Raw genomic sequence first — 17,588 nt, 5'->3', positions numbered from 1 at the left:
CGCCGCTCTCCCCATGGTCGACCAGCTGGATCTGCAGCGCATGGCCGATGCCCTCCGCCGTTTGGGCTGGGTGCGGTTCTGGATCCAGCTGGCCCTCGGCGTGGTGGTGGTGGGGGTGCTGCTGTTCAACAACCTCGGCGGCCAGATGGCGGCCAATTCCTCCCGCGCCCTGGGGCTGGGCCCCGGCCTCTCCCTCACCACCCTGTCCTTCCTGCTGCTGCTCTGGAGTCTGTGGCAATCCTGGCTCGTGGTGCGCTGCGGCCGCGCCCTGGCCAGCCCGGCCCGCCCCAGCAAGGGGGAAACCTCGCGATTGGTGAAGCGGGGGCTGCTGGGTGATCTGATCGGACTCACCCTGGCGGCGGTGGGCTACCAGGCCCTGGCCGGCAGCCTCTTCGTGCAGGCCTCTCAGCAGGTGCCGGGCTTCTTCGGAGCCCAGATGCAGGGCACTCCAGGCAGCGGTGGCCGGGTGGTGGGGCTACCGATCACCTCGATCGAGATGCTCTCCGTGCTGAGCAACACCCAGGTGCTGTTCGCCCACCTGATCGGCCTGATCCTGAGCCTCTGGCTCCTGCAGCGGATTCACCGCAGGAACTGATTACTCAGCCGCAGGCTTTCAGCTTCCGGCAGGGCCCCCACGGAACCGCGCCAGAAGAGTTCGGGCTGCAGGGGGGTCAGGGACGGCCCCCCCTGCTGCACCCAGGCCACATCGGTAGGCCACGCCGCCGGGCCGACACCGGAGCCCTCCAGATCGTCGACCACTTCGCCAGCCAGCCAGTAGTAGGTGCGGCCGCGGGGGTCGGTGCGTTTCTCGAACTGGTCGATGTAGCGACGCACCGCCGTGCGGCACCAGCGCAGGGGGGCGAGGGCCTCGGCGGGCCGGGGAGGGACATTGAGATTGAGCAACAGCCCCTCGGGCCAGCCGCCGGCCTGCATCCCCTCGGCCACATCGAGGGCCAGGACGGCCGCCGCCTCGAAGCGACGCCAGTGGAAATCGGCACTGCTCACCGCCAGGGCCGGCAGACCCTCGATCGTGCCCTCCATGGCCGCTGAGACGGTGCCCGAATAGAGCACGTCGGTGCCGAGGTTGGGGCCGTGGTTGATGCCGGAGAGCACCAGGTCGGGTGCCTGATCCAGCAGGCGGAACAGGGCCAGCTTGACGCAGTCGGAAGGGGTGCCACTGCAGGCCCAGGCGGTGACACCCGCGGCGAAGAGTTCGTCGGCCCGCTCCGCCCGCAGCGGGGTCTGCAGGGTGAGGCCGTGGCCGGTGGCGGAGCGCTCCCGGTCGGGGCAGACCACGGTGACGGCGTGGCCGCGAGAGGCCGCCTCGGCGGCCAGGGCCTGGATGCCATCGGCGAAGACCCCGTCGTCGTTGCTGATCAGGATCCGGAGCGGTGCCATCGGCCTCGACAGCGTGGACTGAGGGCAAGCTAGACGCTGCTGCCTACAGTCGTTTCCTTCCCCGATCCGTCCCGTGAGCGCCACCGTCAGCCTGCAGCAGCTCACCGACCAGCTGGAGCACCTGGAGGCGGAGGCCGCCGCCGCCATCGCCAACGCCAGCGATGCCGCCGCCCTCGAGGAGCTGCGGGTGGGGCTGCTGGGCAAGAAGGGTCGTCTCTCGGGGGTGCTTGGGGCCATGGGCCGTCTCCCCGGCGAGGAGCGCCCCCTGGTGGGCCAGCGGGCCAACCTCCTCAAGGAGCAGGTGCAGCAACTGCTGGGGGCCAGGCTCGAGGCCGTTCGCAGCGCCGCCATGGCGGAGCGGCTGGAACGGGAGCGGATCGACGTGACAGCGGGCTGCAGCTTCGTGCCGCCGGGCCACCGCCATCCGCTGCAGAGCACGATCGAGGAGATCGTCGACATCTTCGCCGGCCTCGGCTACCGGGTTTCGGAGGGGCCGGAGATCGAGACCGACCACTACAACTTCACCTCCCTCAACATCCCGGAGCACCACCCGGCCCGGGACATGCAGGACACCTTCTACCTGGGGGGCGACCGGCTGCTGCGCACCCACACCTCCCCGGTGCAGATCCGCCATCTGGAGGCCAACCCGCCGCCGGTGCGGGTGATCGCCCCCGGCCGGGTGTACCGCCGCGATGCGGTGGATGCCACCCATTCGCCAGTGTTCCACCAGGTGGAGGTGCTCGCCCTCGACGAAGGGCTGGATTTCAGCCACCTGCGCGGCACCGTCACCACCTTCCTGCAGCAGTTCTTCGGCGATCTGCCGGTGCGGTTCCGGGCCAGCTACTTCCCCTTCACCGAGCCCTCCGCCGAGGTGGACGTGCAGTGGCGGGGCCGCTGGCTGGAGGTGATGGGCTGCGGCATGGTCGATCCGGCGGTACTGGAGGGTCTGGGCCTCGATCCGGAGCGCTGGAGCGGCTTCGCCGCCGGCCTGGGGGTGGAGCGGTTCTGCATGGTGCGCCACGGCATCGATGACATCCGCCGGCTGTTCAGCAGCGACCTGCGCTTCCTGGAGCAGTTCTGATCTCCCCCCATAAACTGGATGGACCCCCATGCCCTCGATCGGTGCCCCGGGTCGGACTGATCGTCAACGACGGCAAGGATCTGGCGATCAACACCGCCGACCTGATCGAGAGCCGGCTGACTGCGGCGGGGCTGGAAGTGGCCCGGGTGAGCAGCTCCGGTGGCGTGGTGGGTTTCGCCAATCCCGACCAGCACCTGCGCTCCAGGGGCTATGCCGCCTGCGTCCCGACCAGCTTCGATGCGGAGATGGCCCTGGCGCTGGTGCTGGGGGGGGATGGCACGGTGCTCTCCGCCGCCCGCCAGACCGCCCCGATCGGGGTGCCGATCCTGACGATCAACACCGGCCATCTGGGCTTCCTGGCTGAGGCCTACCTGAAGGACCTCGACAAGGCTCTGGCCCAGGTGGTGGCCGGGGAATGGACCGTGGAGGAGCGTTCCATGCTTGTGGTCAGCGTGATGCGCGGTGAACAGCGTCGCTGGGAGGTGCTCTGTCTCAATGAGATGGCCCTGCACCGGGAGCCGCTCACCAGCATGTGCCACTTCGAGATCGCCATCGGCCGCCACGCCCCCGTCGACATTGCCGCCGACGGGGTGATCCTCTCCTCCCCCACCGGCTCCACCGCCTACGCCCTCAGCGCCGGTGGCCCGGTGATCACCCCCGACTGCCCGGTGCTGCAGCTGACGCCGATCGCCGCCCACTCCCTCGCCTCCCGGGCCCTGGTGTTCAGCGACCAGGAGCCGGTCACGGTGTTCCCCGCCACCCCCGAGCGCTTGATGATGGTGGTCGACGGCAGCGCCGGCTGCTACGTGTGGCCCGAGGACAGGGTGCTGGTGCGGCGCAGCGAACATCCGGTGCGCTTCGTGCGGCTGGCCGACCACGAATTCTTCCAGGTGCTGCGCAACAAGCTGGGCTGGGGCCTGCCGCACGTGGCCAAGCCCTCCAACAACCACGCCGACGCCCCGCTGTGACGACAACTGCCACGGCCATCCCTGCGCCGGTCGTGGTGCTGCTGGTGGGCCCGGAGGCCGCCGATCTCGCCCCCCGTCTGGAGGTTTCCGGTTACCGGCCCCTGGAGCAGGAACCGGGCGATGAGCTCCCTGCGGCCGTGATCCTGTCGCCCGGCAGCGAGCAGCGGATTCCGGAGCTGCGCCGCAGGCTGGGGGCCCGCCCCCTGCTGCTCGGCATCACCAGCGACAGCGTCGAAAGCCGAAGCCACTGCCTGGAATGGGGTGCCGATGATTTCTGGTTGCCTAGCCTCGGCACAAGCGACCTGCTCACACGGTTGCGGCTGCATCTTGGTCTGGCCCAGCGTCAGGCCCCCACACCGGTGTCCGCCCAGCTGAAGCTGGCGGATCTGCGGATCGACCCGGTGGCCTGCCAGGGTTGGCGCGGCCAGCGACAGCTCAGCCTGACGGCCCGGGAGTATCAGCTGCTGCTGTTGCTGCTGCGACACCGGGGAATGGTGGTGTGCCGGGAGCGCATCCTTGAAGAGATCTGGGCCGACCAGGGCGGCGGCGCCAGCAACGTGATTGAGGTTTATGTGCGCTATCTGCGCCAGAAACTGGAGCAGGATGGTGCCTCACGGCTGATCCACACCGTGCGTGGCCAGGGCTACTGCCTCAGTGACGGCCGTCCCCCCACCGGACCCGTGCCATGAGCAGGGCCCTGCTCCGGCGCTGGACCCTCGCGGGCGTGGTCGCGCTGGTTGGCTGCGGACCGGGCCTGAGCCAGAGCCCGCCCCAGTTCCTGCCGATCACCGCCCAGTGGTGCCTGGAGGGCCCGCCGCCATCCCGCTGCATCCAGCTGGAGGTGCCCCGCGGCGAGCGCCAGCAGGCCATGGGGTTGCAGCTGCGCCCCCCCTTGCCCCACCTGCACGGCATGTGGTTCCCCTACGCCCCCCCCGCGCTGGCCCGCTTCTGGATGCACCGCACGCCGGAACCCCTCGACATGCTGTTCATCCAGGGCGGTCGCGTTGTTTTCCTCGAGCCTGCCGTCCCCCCCTGCATGGACCTGCCCTGCCGCAGCTACGGCCCCGACACGCCGGTGGACGGGGTGCTGGAACTGGCGGCCGGCGAGGCCGCCGTGCTCGGCGTCAGCGTGGGCACCCCGGTGCGGATCACCCCGCTGCCGGGCGCGTCCCCTTCAGCACCAGCACGGGATTGAGGGGGGCCAGGCGGGTGCCCTCCGCCAGGGGAGCGCCACGCCAGGCCTGGATCTGGGTGATGGCCACCCCCAGGCCGGCCTGCTCCAGCAGGGGACGGCACCGGGCCAGTCCCTCCACCGTGGCCAGGGGCAGCACCACCACTCCGCCGGGCCGCAGCCGCCCCAGCACCGCCTCCAGCAGCGCGCTGCGTCCAGCACCACCGCCACCGATCAGTACCCGATCGGGGTCGGGCAGATCCGCCAGGGCCGCTGGCGCTTCCCCCTCCAGCACGCCCGCGGGCCGCACCCCCAGCCGGGTCGCATTGGCGCCGATCAGGGCCGCCGCCCCGGCCCGGCGCTCCACGGCCCACAGGGCCAGCCCAGGCCGCAAGCGCAGCGCCTCCAGCCCCACCGATCCCACCCCGGCACCGATGTCCCAGAGCACACCCGTCTCGGGCAGCTCCAGATCGGCCAGCAGCTGGATGCGCACCTCCCGCTTCGTCATCAGTCCCGGCTGGTCGGGGTGTTGCAGCCAGAGGCCATCGGCCAGCCCGAACAGGGGCAGAGCCTCCGGCGGAGGTACCGCAGGCTCGACGGCGATCAGCAGCACCAGGTGCAGGGGATCGAGATCCGGCGGCAGGGGGTCGGCGGGCTCCAGCCGTTGCAGACGCTCCGCCGGATGGCCGAGGCGCTCCGCCAGCCAGACCTGATAGGCGGCCTCCAGCCCCGAAGCCCGCAGGATCCCACGCACCTCGGCGGCGCCCCCCCGGCCCGGATCGGTCAGCACCGCCAGGGCGGTGGGCCGCTGCTGCAACCGCGCCGCCAGGGGCTCCGGATCGCGGCCGTGCAAGCTGATCCACGAGGCGTCCTGCCAGGGGCGGCCCAGGCGGGCGAAGGCCAGCTGCAGGGAGGTGGGGGCCGGGTGGAAGCGGAGGCGCTCGGCGGGGAAGTGCTGCAGCAGCAGACGGCCAAGGCCGAACCAGAGCGGATCGCCGCTGGCCAGGAGCACCACCCTCTCGCCGGCGACGAGGGCCCGCTGCAGCCGCGGCAGCAGCTCTGCGGGCCGGTCACTGGCCAGCAGCTCCGGCGCTGGGGTGTCGCCGCGCCAAGCCTCGAGATCCGCCAGCAGACGCCGGGGGGCCGCCACCAGATCGGCCCGCAGGATCTCGTCCTGCCAGTGGCGGGAGAGGCCCGCCATCCCGGCGGCATCGGTGCCCAGCACGTCCAGCAGCGAACCCTCCAGCCGTGCCCCTGCGCCACTGCTGGCCATGATGCTCCCCACCAGTGCCGGCCACACCCTCTGCCCATGAGCGATCGACGCCAGCGGATCCACACCCTGGTGCTGGCCCTGCTGGCCCACCAGAGCGATCTCGAACTGCTCGAGGACGACCGGGCAAGCGCCGTCGCCAGCCCCCTGGGGGGCGGCGGTGACCCGGGCAGCTGGCTGGAGCGCAATCGGCGTGTGGTGCAGCGCTACCAGTCGCTGGTGCGCAGCGCCGTCACCCTCGATGCCCTGATTGAGCAGGAGCTGGGCAGCGATCAGCTGGGGGGCGGCTCCTTGCCCGGCTGATCGACGAGGAACGTCCAGGCCAGGAAACAAGCCGATGGCCAGCTCTGACAAGCTGGGCCCACCTCGTCTGGCCCCATGGCGCCCTTCGGCCTCTCCGCCCTCCAGAACCTGCGGCGCGGCAGGACCCCCTGGCAGCCCCCCGAGGCCAGCTGGTCGCGGCCCTTCGGCCAGGGCTGGGACAAGCCCTACACGGTGCGCTACGCCAGCAACCTCGACGACGGCCCCAACCACGGCATGCCCCTGGGGGGCTTCGGCGCCGGCTGCCTGGCCCGGGGCCTTGACGGCGCCTTCAACCTCTGGCATCTCGACGGAGGCGAGCACTGGTTCGGCGTGCTGCCCGATTGCCAGTTCGCTCTCTTTGAGCACGATGGGCGCGGAACACGGGCCCATGCCCTGGCCACGGCGCCCAAGCGCGACGATTCCCGCCCAGATAGCGGCCAGCCCCTCTCCACCTGGAGCTGGTATCCCGCCGCCACAGCGGCGCAGGCGAGCGGCACCGTGGCGGTGCGCTACCCGATCAGCTCCCACCATTACGCCGCGGTCTTCGCCGCCGACGTTCGCTGCGAGGCCTTCAGCCCGATCCTGCCGGGCGACTACCGCCGCACCAGTTACCCCGTCGCCGTCTTCGCCTGGACGCTGAGCAACCCCACCAGCCAGCCGCTGGAGCTGTCGCTGCTGCTGAGTTGGCGCAACACCGTGGGCTGGTTCACCAACACCGACCCCTCGGCGGAGGTTCACTTCCGGGACGACGGCAGCCCGGAGCACAACTACATGCCGGCGATCGGCCGCGGCAAGGGGCAGCGCAACCGCTGGATCGAGGCCCCCGGCCTGAAGGGAATCCTGCTGGAGGGCGAGCGGTCGCAACCCCTGGCCGAGGGGGAGGGCCAGTGGTGCCTGGCGGTGCCCGACGAGGCGGCACTGAACCACCCGGGGGTGGAGGTGTTCCGCTGCAGCCGCTGGGATCCCAGCGGCGACGGGTCGGAACTCTGGGAACCCTTCAGCCGTGACGGCTCCATCCCCGACAGCGCCAACGACCGCCGCAGCACCGGCGACGCTCCCCTCAGCGCCGCCCTGGCGGTGCGCTTCCGCCTGGAGCCGGGTGCTTCGCTCGAGATCCCGGTGGTGATCAGCTGGGATCTGCCCGTGACGGCCTTCGCCACCGGCACCCGGGCCCTGCGCCGCTACACCGACTTCTTCGGCACAGATGGTGACAACGCCGCGGCCATCGCCGGCGAAGCCCTGGCCGACTGGCGCGACTGGCGGGCCGCGATCGAAACCTGGCAGGCGCCGGTGGTGCAACGCCACGACCTGGCAGAGCCGTTACGGATGGCCCTGCTCAACGAGCTCTACGACCTGGCCAGCGGCGGCAGCCTCTGGACCGCCGCCAGCTCAGGCGATCCGGTGGGGCGCTTCGGGGTGCTCGAGTGCCTCGACTACGCCTGGTACGAAAGCCTCGACGTGCGGCTGTACGGCTCCTTCGCCCTGCTGCAGCTCTGGCCCGAGCTCGACAAGGCGGTGCTGCGCAGCTTCGCCCGCGCCATCCCCGCCGCCGATCCGACGCCGCGCCCGATCGGCTGGTACTTCACCCAGGGGCGGGGCCGGGTGGAGGCGGCCCGCAAGGTGGCGGGGGCCACCCCCCACGACCTCGGCGCCCCCAACGAGCGCCCCTTCGACGCCACCAACTACACCGCCTACCAGGACTGCAACCTCTGGAAGGACCTGGCCAGCGATTTCGTGCTGCAGGTCTGGCGCACCTACAAGCTGGCGCCCGGTGGCCCGGACATCCGTTTCCTGGCGGACTGCTGGCCGGCGGCGGTGGTCGCCCTGGATTATCTGAAGCGCTTCGACGTCAATGACGACGGCCTGCCCGACAACGGCGGTGCCCCGGACCAGACCTTCGACGACTGGCCCCTGCAGGGGGTGAGCGCCTACTGCGGTGCCCTCTGGATCGCCGCCCTGGAGGCGTCCCTGTCCATCGGCCAGCAACTGCAGCTGGAGCTGGGGCTGGACACCGCCGAGGAGCAACGGCGCTTCGGGTGCTGGCTGGAACAATCCCGCCGCCATTTCGATGCCCTGCTCTGGAACGGCGAGTATTACAAGATCGATGCCGGCAGCGGCACCCCGGTGGTGATGGCCGACCAGCTCTGCGGCGACTTCTACGCCCGCCTGCTGGGGCTGCCGCCGGTGGTGGCCGACGACCGGGCCCTCTCGGCCCTGAACGCGATCCGGCAGGCCTGTTTCGAGTCCTTCGAGGGGGGGCGGCTCGGGGTGGCCAACGGCCTGCGCCGCGACGGCACCCCCCTCGATCCGAACGGCACCCACCCGCTGGAGGTGTGGACCGGCATCAACTTCGGTCTGGCCGCCTACTACCGGCTGATGGGCCAGAGCGGCACCGCCTTCGCCATCACCGGTGCCGTCGTGCGCCAGGTGTACGAGGGGGGCCTGCAGTTCCGCACGCCGGAGGCGATCACCGCCGCCGGCACCTTCCGCGCCTGCCACTACCTGCGGGCCATGGCGATCTGGGCCCTCTGGGCCACCCACACCGGCTGGCAACCGATCCCCGGCGCCGACCGCCAGCCATGAGCGCAGCCGGCTGGTTGGTGGAAGCGAGCCGCCGCCGCTGGCGGCTGGCGGGGTTCCTGGGTCTGATCCTGGGTAGCCTGCTGGTACTGGCCCCGGCGCCGGCCCTGGCGCTGCTGCATGCCCACCCCGATGGCAACGGCACGCCGGTGGTCCGCAGCCTGGAGAGCCTGCGCGATCTCGACGACCAGAGCTGGCAGGTGGTGGCCTACCGGGAGGGTCCGCCCGGCGGCCCGCTGCGGCTGAGGATTGTGGGCTACCCCGGCAAGGTGCGCCTCGACCATCCCACCGCCCTGGAGGTGCGCAGCGGCCGTCTGCTCTGGGCCCTGGAGGATGTGACCCTCGGCAACCCCGCCCTGGCCGGCGACACCCGTTCCGCGGCGGCCGAGTTCGATCTGGCGCCGCTGCTGGCCGATCTGGAGCAGAACCGTCCCCTGCGGTTGCGGCTGCCACGGGTGTTCAGCGAGCTGGCGGTGCCGCCCTACGTGGTGGCGGAGTGGCGCAGCCTCCCGGACGCGCCGGCCGCGTGAGCAGCGCCTCGCCCTGGCACCCCTGGATGGCCAGGGCCCTGCAACTGGCCGCCCTCGCCGAGGGCCGCACGAGCCCCAATCCCCTGGTGGGTGCCGTGGTGCTCGATACCGGCGGCCAGCTGGTGGGGGAAGGGTTCCATGCCCGCGCCGGAGGCCCCCATGCGGAGGTGGGGGCCCTGGCCCAGGCCGGCGAGCGGGCCCGGGGCGGCACTCTGGTCGTGACCCTGGAGCCCTGCTGTCATCACGGCCGAACACCCCCCTGCAGCGAGGCCGTGCTCGCCGCCGGCATCGCCCGGGTGGTGCTGGCCATGGCCGATCCCCATCCCCTGGTGTCCGGTGGCGGCATCGCCCGGCTGCGGGCGGCGGGCCTGGAGGTGATCGAAGGGGTGATGGAAGCCGAGGCGCGCCGGCTCAACCGGGCCTTCCTGCATCGGGTCGCCACGGGCCGCCCCCTGGGAATCCTCAAATGGGCCATGAGCCTGGATGGGCGTACGGCCCTGCCCAATGGCGTCAGCCAGTGGATCAGTGGCCCGGAGGCCCGGGACTGGGTGCACCGGCTGCGGGCGCGATGCGATGCCGTGATCGTGGGGGGTGGCACGGTGCGCGCCGATGATCCCCTGCTCACAAGCCGGGGGCAACGCGATCCCGAACCCTTGCGGGTGGTGCTGAGCCGGGGCCTGGATCTGCCGGAGCAGGCCCGGCTGTGGGATCCGGCTGCAGCACCCACCCTGGTGGCCCATGGCCCGGAAGCACCGGCGGCGGCCCGTGGGCAAATCGATGCGCTGGGGGTGGAGCGGCTGGAGCTCTCTGCCTGTGAACCGCAGCAGCTGCACGAGGCCCTTGCTAAGCGCGGCTGCAACCAGGTGTTGTGGGAGTGCGGCCCCGAGCTGGCGGCGGCGGCCCTGCGGCAGGGCTGCGTGCAGAAAGTGGCCGCCGTGATCGCCCCGAAGCTGTTGGGAGGCCGGCCGGCACAGACGCCACTGGGGGACTTGGGCCTTGTGACCATCGATGCAGCCGAGCCCTGGGGGCATGGCCAGATCCGGCGACTCGGCCACGACATGCTGTGGCAGCTCGTGGCCCCGCAGCCACCGGCCAAGGCTGGGGCGGAAGCAGCCGCGTGCACCACCTGAAAACCCCATGCACATCGAACTCCACGGACGCGAGCGCTGCCACTACCGCATAGCCAACCCCTGGGGTCAGCCCCTCGGCCGCATCGCCGATTACCTCCAGCCGATCCTTCTCGACCCGCAGAGCTATGTCGTTCAGGAGAACACCCGCCTGGTCACAGACAACCTGGTGGGTGTGGGCAGAAATCGCCTCATCGTGGAGGAGACTCTCCACCTCAAGGAGATGGAGCCCAGGCAGCGGCACGCTATCCGGCTTCGGTCCATGCTGCCGGCGCAGGAACGGATCCACGCCACCGTGTGCTCCCTGGTCGACGCTCGCCAGTGGACCGGCAGTTACTTCCACTGGTTTCTCGACTGTCTGCCCAGACTGATCGCCGCGGACGACCACGCTCAACGAACTGGCGAGATCCCTCGGCTGATCGTGCCGTCCCGACTCAACCATTGGCAAGCGGAATCGCTGGCCCTGCTGGGGATCGACAGGGACCGGTTCATACCCCACCGGCCCGTGGGACGCGGGGGCCTTGCAGTCCATCGGCTGATCGCCTATGTGGCCCATCGCTGGCAACGCTTGGGGCAAGCCCCCTTCGATGCCACCTCGCCCTGGGCAATCGGGCAGCTTCGCGACCGGTTCTCAAGATCCCTTCCGGCCAGTGAAGGAGCCGGCCCGCAGCGGATCTACCTCTCCCGACGCGGCGTTCCCTCCCGCCAGGTGACCAACGAAAAGGAGGTGATGGAGATTCTCGCTCCCCACGGCTTCGTGGCGGTGCAGACCGAGAAGCTCTCGGTGGCCGAGCAGATCGCCCTTTTCCGCGGCGCCACTCACATCGTGGCGCCCCATGGAGCCAGCCTCACTAACCTGCTTCACTCGCGACAAGGGAGCCTCCTGGAGCTCTTCCAGGAAGGGCATGGAGTGCGACCCGATTATTTTCAGCTAGCCATGATCAATGGCCTCGAATATTACCATGGAACATGTGAATCCCATGACACTGAGCGTCACATCCGAGTCGCTCCCCAGGTGCTCCACAACTATCTGGACGTCACACTCTGAAGCCCCCTCCCTGCTGATGAACCGGCATATCTACCCATCGGGGCAATCGTTCGCGGCGTCAGTGCGCCCTGCACCGTTGTAAGGACATGTTGATGGCCGATCTGGGCAGCAACCCAGCAAAGAGGTGCATGAACTGGGGGAGGGCGTCTCCTCGGGCTTCGTGGACCGCAGTTGCCGTGCGTCGGGGCTCTGCGCAACATCCAGCCATCATCATTACTCGCAAGCTGCAGAGAGCTGACGCCAATGGCTTTAGAGCAAGGTCGAAATTGCCATTGCCTGCAAACTTATGAATCTCCAATGCTATAGTAGAAAAATCACACTCTCCTTACCCTAGATGGAAAGTACATTGGTCGTTGTCATTGCGGAGACAAGAGCCCATGAATACTCTTTCCCGTCCTTTCGAGCCAATGTGCTGGAAGCTCTGAATGCAGATCTCGCTCTCTGCATAGCCAAAAATCAGTGGGAAGACACGAGCAATCCCTTTTACCAGCACGCCCGATACATCTGGACCTATGAGGAGCCTGACGACTGGGGCAGCGCCTTCGACGCGGCACAGATCGTGGAGGGATGCCAAGGAGACTGGCGCTGCTTGCTCGACTTGGATGGCATCTGGATGGGGGGAGTTCACAACGCAAACGGCAGAACGAGAGGCTCAGGCTCAATTCTTCTCTTCTTCAGATGGCTGCTCAAGCAATCGCTCAAAAATAGTGGTGCCGACCAAAAGTATGATCGCTTCATCATCACTCGCTCTGACTATATCTACCTGACTCCCCACTTCCCGGTTCGGCAACTAGATCCAGAGATGATATGGATTCCCGAAGGAGAAGATTACGGCGGCTTTACCGATCGACATATCGTGGTGAGTCGAAAGGACTTGGCCTCAATCCTTTCGGTTACCGATCCAATTCTGTGCAGCCCCGAAGAGCTGCGAAATAAGATGAGCGGGCGGAAAGAGTGGAATCTCGAAAAATATATACGATTCGCCTTCTGCGAACTCGGCCTAGAACAGAGGGTCAGAAGATTTCCCTACACGATGTTTACAGTAAGATCCATCGATGGACGAACAAGCTGGAGCACAGGCTCCTACTCTGCTGATCGCGGCTATTGTATAAAATATAGAGATGAGCATAGGAAGTCGCTGATTGCCAGCAAGATGATCATCAAGCCTGATGACTGGACACCGGCCACCACCCTCGCCTTCTTCCGGGTGGCAGAGATGGCAGAAACGATCCAGGATATTACTAACAGAAGAGTGCACACCATCGCCAACGACAGACTGAGGAATTTCCTCTGCAAGGCAATTTACGGTACTGTCCTATCTGACGGCATCCACGGATCTGCCTATGCACAGTTGTGCAGGATACAAGCTTTTCTCATCTACAGGCTAGACAGAGCTCGATCAGAAACAAAAATGCAGCAACGCGGATTCAGGCAGGTCGATGCACAGGCAAACTCCTGATTGCAATCGAGACCCCTGATCAGATCCCTACTTTCTCACCCAGCTCCCTGATCGTCTTCCAGCAATGCAACAGTCAGTGTTGATCACCGGCGTCTCGGGCTTTCTTGGTGGCTACATTGCCGATGAATTCCTAAGCCAAGGCTACCTGGTGACAGGAGTTGATCGCCTCGGCAAGAGGGTGGTGACGAACAGTCGGCTGACACGCCATGAAACAATGGTCATACCGAGCGCTGAATTCAACTCGCTGTTGAACGAATCTCCTCCAGACGTGCTGATCAATGCTGCTGGATGCGCTTCGGTAGGTCTATCGATCGCCAACCCTGCGCTTGACTACTACGCAAACACCGTAATGGTCTTTGAGCTATTGGAAGCGATTCGCCTTCAAGCTCCCTCCTGCCGCTTCATCACGCTCTCCAGTGCGGCGGTTTATGGCAATGCCGGCGTGCTGCCGATCAACGAATCCCAGATATGCGAACCGATGTCTCCCTACGGCTTTCACAAGTTGCAGTCAGAGATACTTTGCAATGAGTATACAAAAATCTATGGCATCAGAACCGCCATTGCCCGAATATTCTCGGCCTATGGACCGGGCTTACGTCGTCAGGTGATCTGGGATATCTACAAAAAGTCAATTTCAGATGAGCCCTTTCAACTGATGGGAACAGGCAATGAATCTCGAGATTTCATCCACTCGAAAGATGTTGCCATAGCCATCCGCATCCTCGCAGAACGTGCTGAATTCAGAGGCGAAGCGTATAATCTTGCTTCAGGCAAGGAAGTCTCCATCCGGCAAATCGCCAATCTGCTTCTCACCTGCCTCGGGCAGGGGCCCAACGCACGATTCAACGGTAACCAAGATCAGGGTAATCCCTCCAACTGGAGGGCCGATATCAGCAGACTGCAATCTCTTGGCTTCGTTTCTGCCATACCGCTGGAAGAAGGTGTGCAGGGATTCCTGACCTGGTGCCGCAACGTGCCGCTTCCCTGAGCAAGGAACAACAGGCACGCCTCCTGACTTACACCAGCTCCGGGTGGCGAGGGTCGCCCTTGAAAGGACCATCCACATCGGAGGTGATCCAGCCTCCGTAGAAGCCCCCGGGCTGGCCGGTGACATGCTCCCCGTCCAGCCAGCAGCCATCCATCAGGGCCGGGTAGAGGGAATACCAGCCCGCCAGAGCCGCGAAGGCCGGGGTCGGATCGGGGTAATGCCAAAGAGCCCGCTTCAGCCGCCGGGGCATCCCGTCGGGCCCCGGGGCCACCAGGTCGAAGTAGCACGCCACACCCTTCCACTCGCAGAAACTGCGGCCTCCGGCCGGTTGCAGGAGGGAGAGATCAAGGGCCTCCCCCGGCAGGTAAAAGGTGGGTGGATGGAAGGTCTCCAGCACCCGCAGGCTGCGGTGGCTGTCAGCCAGCAGCCTTCCCAGGACCTCCACCCGCACGTGTCGGGTGCAGAGGGCCAGGGCCGGGGGGCGCGGATAGTCGGCCACCCGCTCCGGGAGACCAGAGCGCTGCCAAGGGAGGGGGGTAACGGAGGAGGGCGGATCCACGGGAGCAGGGATGGGTCCAGAACTTCCTATCATCCTGGGATGAAGTGGCGCAGCCGGCGCGCCTCTGTCCCGGCACGTTCCTGCAGCTCTTCGTCGCTGAGGTGCTCCTCCTCCCGCTGCTGCGCGGCAATCACGTCGGCTTCCTCCACCACGAACCCCTCGCTACGGGCCAGCGCGAGGAAAGCGCCCAGATCAAGGGGATCCTGGTGATCCTGCAGGCGCCTCTGCAGGTTGGGCTGCCGGCTGGCATAAGAAAGAAAGGCATCGAGTTGATCGAGGCTCATGGCGCGGATGCGGGGATGGCTCCGGTTTAGCCGCTCCGGCAGCATGGGGGCGAAGATCCCCGTGGTGGGAACGTACCCGAAGGAAGGGGGGTGAAGATTTATCCCAACAGCTCCCCCTGATCGGCGGCGGGCCTCGACTCCCCCGGCAGTGCCTCCAGCTTCACCGCCTCCCACGCCGCCGGATCCCAGGGGGCCATCAGGGGATCCAGGGCCCGCAGCTCCGGTCCATCGACGGCCGCCAGCCAGGCTTCTTCCAGCCCGTCGGGGATGACCACCGGCATGCGGTCGTGCACCCGGGCCAGCAGGGCGTTGGGGGCGGTGGTGAGCACGACGCAGGTCTCGAGTTCCCCCCCATCACCGCCCAGCCAACGCTCCCAGAGCCCACCGAGCCAGAAGGGGCGCTGATCACGGCGACGGAACAGCCAGGGTTGCTTGAAGGACCGGCCCTCCACCGTTTTTGTCTGCCATTCGTAGAAACCATCGGCGGGGATCAGGGCCCGGCGGTGGCGCCAGGCGCCCCGAAAGAAGGGTTTCTCCCCCACCGTCTCGCTGCGGGCATTGATCGGCCGGCGGCGGACCATCGGGTCAGGGCACCAGTCCGGCACCAGCCCCCACAGGGCCAGGGCCACCTCGAGGCGGCCATGCTCCTGGCGCTGCAGCAGCACCGGTTCCCCAGGCCGAACCTGGGGCCGGGGGGCGTAATGGTCGACCAACCCGGGCGGCATCGGCCCCTTCAGCCGGGGCAGAAGCCGATCAAGGCTCGTGGCCAGGGAGTAGCGGCCGCACATGGGGGGAGGGGGGAACCGAAGGGACGGGCGTTCGGTTCTCCCGACCGGGTGGTGGTACGGCCGTTGACGACCAGACCTAGCTTGGGCTCATTCGCCGTTTTGTGCAGCATGGCCATCCGTCAGGACGACAATCGCCCCACCCGGCGGTTCGGGATCGTCAATCTGCTCCTGATCGGTTTCGGAGTGCTGCTGCTGTTCAGCAACTTCCTCCCCAATCCCGCCACCCAGGTGCCCCGGGTGCCCTACTCCCTGTTCATCGACCAGGTGAATGACGACAACGTCAAGCGGGCCTACATCACCCAGGACCAGATTCGCTACGAGCTCACCACGGCTCCGGAGGAGGGAGCTCCCACGGTGCTCTCCACCACCCCGATCTTCGACATGGAGCTGCCCCAGCGCCTGGAGCAGCACGGGGTCGAATTCGCCGCCGCCCCGCCGAAGCGGCCCAGCTTCCTCACCACGGCCCTGAGCTGGGTGGTGCCGCCGTTGATCTTCATCCTGGTGTTGCAATTCTTCGCTCGCCGCAGCGGAATGGGTGGGGGCGGTGCCCAGGGGGCCCTGAGCTTCACCAAGTCGAAGGCGAAGGTCTACGTGCCCGATGAGGAATCCAGGGTCACCTTCGCCGATGTGGCCGGTGTCGACGAAGCCAAGACCGAGCTCACCGAGATCGTCGACTTCCTCAAGACACCCCAGCGCTACATGGACATCGGCGCCCGGATCCCCAAGGGCGTGCTGCTGGTGGGCCCTCCGGGCACCGGCAAAACCCTGCTTTCCAAGGCCGTGGCCGGTGAAGCCAGTGTGCCGTTCTTCATCATCTCCGGCTCCGAATTCGTGGAGCTGTTCGTGGGTGCCGGCGCCGCCCGCGTCCGCGACCTGTTCGAAGAAGCCAAGAAGAAGGCGCCCTGCATCATTTTCATTGACGAACTCGACGCCATCGGCAAGAGCCGTTCCGGCTCGATGGGCGTGGTGGGCGGCAACGACGAACGCGAGCAGACCCTCAACCAGCTGCTCACCGAGATGGATGGCTTCACGGCCCAGGACAAGCCGGTGATCGTGCTGGCGGCCACCAACCAGCCGGAAACCCTCGATGCCGCCCTGCTGCGTCCGGGCCGTTTCGACCGCCAGGTGCTGGTGGATCGTCCCGACCTCTCCGGCCGCAAGATGATCCTCGACATCTATGGCAAGAAGGTGAAGCTGGCCGATGGGGTGGATCTCGACAAGATCGCCCAGGCCACCAGTGGCTTTGCCGGCGCCGACCTGGCCAACCTCGTCAATGAGGCGGCCCTGCTGGCGGCACGGGTCTATCGCACCCAGGTGGAGCAGGCCGACCTCAATGAAGCCATTGAACGGGTGGTGGCGGGTCTGGAGAAGAAAAGCCGGGTGCTGCAACCCGATGAGAAGAAGGTGGTGGCTTATCACGAAGTCGGCCACGCCATCGTGGGGCACCTGATGCCCGGCGGCAGCAAGGTGGCCAAGATTTCGATTGTGCCCCGCGGCATGGCGGCCCTCGGCTACACCCTGCAGCTGCCCACCGAAGAGCGCTTCCTCAACTCCAAGGAGGATCTCGAAGGCCAGATCGCCACGCTCCTGGGCGGCCGTTCCGCCGAGGAAGTGGTCTTCGGCGAGGTGACCACCGGCGCCGCCAACGACCTGCAACGGGCCACCGACATCGCCGAGCAGATGATCGGCACCTACGGCATGAGTGAGACCCTCGGCCCCCTCGCCTACGACAAGCAGGGCGGCAGCCGCTTCCTGGGAGGGGGGTCCAACCCGCGCCGGGCTGTGAGTGATGCCACCGCCCTGGAGATCGACAAGGAAGTGCGCGGTCTGGTCGACCGGGCCCACGATCGTGCCCTGTCGATCCTGCACCACAACCGGGACCTGCTGGAGGCCATCTCCCACAAGATCCTCGAGAAGGAAGTGATCGAGGGCGACGAGCTGAAGCAGCTGCTGGCCTCCAGCTGTTTGCCGGATGCACCGGTGCTGGAGGGTGCTGTCGCCTGAAATCTGACCAGCCCCGCCCCCAGGAACCCG

The 17,588-nt window shown here is 67.4% G+C and carries 18 protein-coding genes; 13 read left to right on the top strand and 5 right to left on the bottom strand.

The window, feature by feature from the left end; all coding sequences use genetic code 11:
• Positions 1 to 13: 13 nt before the first annotated feature.
• A complete protein-coding gene (locus KBZ33_RS00335) occupies positions 14 to 595 on the top strand; it encodes a DUF3611 family protein (RefSeq protein ID WP_254949700.1) in 582 nt (193 codons plus the stop codon).
• Here KBZ33_RS00335 and surE read toward each other — a convergent pair.
• Positions 580 to 1,398 carry a 5'/3'-nucleotidase SurE gene (gene surE, locus KBZ33_RS00330; RefSeq protein WP_254949701.1) on the bottom strand — a complete coding sequence of 273 codons (819 nt, stop codon included), beginning with the start codon at positions 1,396 to 1,398 and terminating at the stop codon, positions 580 to 582. The two genes, KBZ33_RS00335 and surE, sit on opposite strands and share 16 nt — an antisense overlap.
• A gap of 73 nt (positions 1,399 to 1,471) precedes the next feature.
• Between surE and pheS the strand changes: the two genes are divergently transcribed.
• Genes pheS through KBZ33_RS00310 form a run of 4 tightly spaced genes read left to right on the top strand, consistent with a single transcriptional unit; the run spans position 1,472 to position 4,642 of the window.
• Positions 1,472 to 2,479 carry a phenylalanine--tRNA ligase subunit alpha gene (gene pheS, locus KBZ33_RS00325; protein ID WP_254949702.1) on the top strand — a complete coding sequence of 336 codons (1,008 nt, stop codon included), beginning with the start codon at positions 1,472 to 1,474 and terminating at the stop codon, positions 2,477 to 2,479.
• 41 nt (positions 2,480 to 2,520) lie between these two features.
• Positions 2,521 to 3,447 carry an NAD(+) kinase gene (locus KBZ33_RS00320; protein WP_254949703.1) on the top strand — a complete coding sequence of 309 codons (927 nt, stop codon included), beginning with the start codon at positions 2,521 to 2,523 and terminating at the stop codon, positions 3,445 to 3,447.
• On the top strand, positions 3,444 to 4,136 hold the full coding sequence (locus tag KBZ33_RS00315) for a response regulator transcription factor (protein WP_254949704.1): 693 nt from the start codon (positions 3,444 to 3,446) through the stop codon (positions 4,134 to 4,136). Before KBZ33_RS00320 ends, KBZ33_RS00315 begins: the two co-directional genes overlap by 4 nt.
• Positions 4,133 to 4,642 (top strand): DUF192 domain-containing protein, encoded by a 510-nt coding sequence (locus tag KBZ33_RS00310; RefSeq protein ID WP_254949705.1) that lies wholly within the window; start codon positions 4,133 to 4,135, stop codon positions 4,640 to 4,642. The genes KBZ33_RS00315 and KBZ33_RS00310 overlap by 4 nt, the downstream gene beginning before the upstream one ends.
• On the opposite strand, the gene cbiE is transcribed toward KBZ33_RS00310, so the two are convergent.
• Positions 4,596 to 5,891 carry a precorrin-6y C5,15-methyltransferase (decarboxylating) subunit CbiE gene (gene cbiE / locus KBZ33_RS00305; RefSeq protein ID WP_254949706.1) on the bottom strand — a complete coding sequence of 432 codons (1,296 nt, stop codon included), beginning with the start codon at positions 5,889 to 5,891 and terminating at the stop codon, positions 4,596 to 4,598. The two genes, KBZ33_RS00310 and cbiE, sit on opposite strands and share 47 nt — an antisense overlap.
• A gap of 36 nt (positions 5,892 to 5,927) precedes the next feature.
• Here cbiE and KBZ33_RS00300 point away from each other — a divergent pair, with 36 nt between their 5' ends.
• The 7 genes from KBZ33_RS00300 (at position 5,928) to KBZ33_RS00270 (ending at position 13,923) form a co-directional block, all read left to right on the top strand.
• The gene (locus KBZ33_RS00300) at positions 5,928 to 6,191 is read left to right on the top strand and encodes a hypothetical protein (RefSeq protein ID WP_254949707.1); all 264 of its coding nucleotides are present in this window, start codon (positions 5,928 to 5,930) and stop codon (positions 6,189 to 6,191) included.
• 75 nt (positions 6,192 to 6,266) lie between these two features.
• Complete coding sequence (locus KBZ33_RS00295; protein WP_254949708.1) at positions 6,267 to 8,774, top strand: GH116 family glycosyl hydrolase; 2,508 nt, start codon at positions 6,267 to 6,269, stop codon at positions 8,772 to 8,774.
• On the top strand, positions 8,771 to 9,301 hold the full coding sequence (locus KBZ33_RS00290) for a DUF3122 domain-containing protein (RefSeq protein WP_254949709.1): 531 nt from the start codon (positions 8,771 to 8,773) through the stop codon (positions 9,299 to 9,301). The genes KBZ33_RS00295 and KBZ33_RS00290 overlap by 4 nt, the downstream gene beginning before the upstream one ends.
• Before the next feature lie 26 nt (positions 9,302 to 9,327).
• Positions 9,328 to 10,431 carry a bifunctional diaminohydroxyphosphoribosylaminopyrimidine deaminase/5-amino-6-(5-phosphoribosylamino)uracil reductase RibD gene (gene ribD / locus KBZ33_RS00285; RefSeq protein WP_254949813.1) on the top strand — a complete coding sequence of 368 codons (1,104 nt, stop codon included), beginning with the start codon at positions 9,328 to 9,330 and terminating at the stop codon, positions 10,429 to 10,431.
• A gap of 7 nt (positions 10,432 to 10,438) precedes the next feature.
• Entirely contained in the window at positions 10,439 to 11,476 is a 1,038-nt protein-coding gene (locus KBZ33_RS00280) for a DUF563 domain-containing protein (RefSeq protein WP_254949710.1), read from the top strand.
• Between the two features lie 409 nt (positions 11,477 to 11,885).
• Positions 11,886 to 12,935, top strand: coding sequence for a hypothetical protein (locus KBZ33_RS00275; protein ID WP_254949711.1), 1,050 nt, complete (start codon positions 11,886 to 11,888; stop codon positions 12,933 to 12,935).
• A 79-nt stretch (positions 12,936 to 13,014) separates the two neighbouring features.
• Positions 13,015 to 13,923, top strand: coding sequence for an NAD(P)-dependent oxidoreductase (locus tag KBZ33_RS00270; RefSeq protein ID WP_255011366.1), 909 nt, complete (start codon positions 13,015 to 13,017; stop codon positions 13,921 to 13,923).
• Positions 13,924 to 13,951: 28 nt separating this feature from the next.
• Here KBZ33_RS00270 and KBZ33_RS00265 read toward each other — a convergent pair whose 3' ends face one another.
• From KBZ33_RS00265 to KBZ33_RS00255, 3 genes are all read right to left on the bottom strand, one after another.
• A complete protein-coding gene (locus KBZ33_RS00265; RefSeq protein ID WP_254949713.1) occupies positions 13,952 to 14,482 on the bottom strand; it encodes a DUF427 domain-containing protein in 531 nt (176 codons plus the stop codon).
• Positions 14,483 to 14,511: 29 nt separating this feature from the next.
• Positions 14,512 to 14,766: a Nif11-like leader peptide family RiPP precursor gene (locus KBZ33_RS00260; protein WP_254949715.1), complete on the bottom strand. Its 255-nt coding sequence runs from the start codon at positions 14,764 to 14,766 to the stop codon at positions 14,512 to 14,514.
• A gap of 98 nt (positions 14,767 to 14,864) precedes the next feature.
• Positions 14,865 to 15,554 carry an SOS response-associated peptidase gene (locus tag KBZ33_RS00255; RefSeq protein WP_254949717.1) on the bottom strand — a complete coding sequence of 230 codons (690 nt, stop codon included), beginning with the start codon at positions 15,552 to 15,554 and terminating at the stop codon, positions 14,865 to 14,867.
• Positions 15,555 to 15,662: 108 nt separating this feature from the next.
• Between KBZ33_RS00255 and ftsH the strand changes: the two genes are divergently transcribed.
• Positions 15,663 to 17,558 carry an ATP-dependent zinc metalloprotease FtsH gene (ftsH, locus tag KBZ33_RS00250; protein WP_254949718.1) on the top strand — a complete coding sequence of 632 codons (1,896 nt, stop codon included), beginning with the start codon at positions 15,663 to 15,665 and terminating at the stop codon, positions 17,556 to 17,558.
• Positions 17,559 to 17,588: the final 30 nt, after the last annotated feature.

The sequence above is a fragment of the Cyanobium sp. Cruz-8D1 genome, assembly GCF_024345975.1.
Taxonomy (GTDB): Bacteria; Cyanobacteriota; Cyanobacteriia; order PCC-6307; family Cyanobiaceae; genus Cyanobium.
The sequence above is the reverse complement of the archived record's forward strand: the minus strand, read 5'-3'. Positions and strand labels throughout refer to the sequence as shown.

What these genes read in the sequence shown, in the direction of transcription:
- KBZ33_RS00335 (WP_254949700.1), top strand. Translation starts at nt 14, where the DNA reads ATGGTCGACCAGCTGGATCTGCAGCGCATGGCCGATGCCCTCCGCCGT.
- surE (WP_254949701.1), bottom strand. Translation starts at nt 1,398, where the DNA reads ATGGCACCGCTCCGGATCCTGATCAGCAACGACGACGGGGTCTTCGCC.
- KBZ33_RS00310 (WP_254949705.1), top strand. Translation starts at nt 4,133, where the DNA reads ATGAGCAGGGCCCTGCTCCGGCGCTGGACCCTCGCGGGCGTGGTCGCG.
- cbiE (WP_254949706.1), bottom strand. Translation starts at nt 5,891, where the DNA reads ATGGCCAGCAGTGGCGCAGGGGCACGGCTGGAGGGTTCGCTGCTGGAC.
- KBZ33_RS00300 (WP_254949707.1), top strand. Translation starts at nt 5,928, where the DNA reads ATGAGCGATCGACGCCAGCGGATCCACACCCTGGTGCTGGCCCTGCTG.
- KBZ33_RS00295 (WP_254949708.1), top strand. Translation starts at nt 6,267, where the DNA reads ATGGCGCCCTTCGGCCTCTCCGCCCTCCAGAACCTGCGGCGCGGCAGG.
- KBZ33_RS00290 (WP_254949709.1), top strand. Translation starts at nt 8,771, where the DNA reads ATGAGCGCAGCCGGCTGGTTGGTGGAAGCGAGCCGCCGCCGCTGGCGG.
- ribD (WP_254949813.1), top strand. Translation starts at nt 9,328, where the DNA reads ATGGCCAGGGCCCTGCAACTGGCCGCCCTCGCCGAGGGCCGCACGAGC.
- KBZ33_RS00280 (WP_254949710.1), top strand. Translation starts at nt 10,439, where the DNA reads ATGCACATCGAACTCCACGGACGCGAGCGCTGCCACTACCGCATAGCC.
- KBZ33_RS00260 (WP_254949715.1), bottom strand. Translation starts at nt 14,766, where the DNA reads ATGAGCCTCGATCAACTCGATGCCTTTCTTTCTTATGCCAGCCGGCAG.
- KBZ33_RS00255 (WP_254949717.1), bottom strand. Translation starts at nt 15,554, where the DNA reads ATGTGCGGCCGCTACTCCCTGGCCACGAGCCTTGATCGGCTTCTGCCC.
- ftsH (WP_254949718.1), top strand. Translation starts at nt 15,663, where the DNA reads ATGGCCATCCGTCAGGACGACAATCGCCCCACCCGGCGGTTCGGGATC.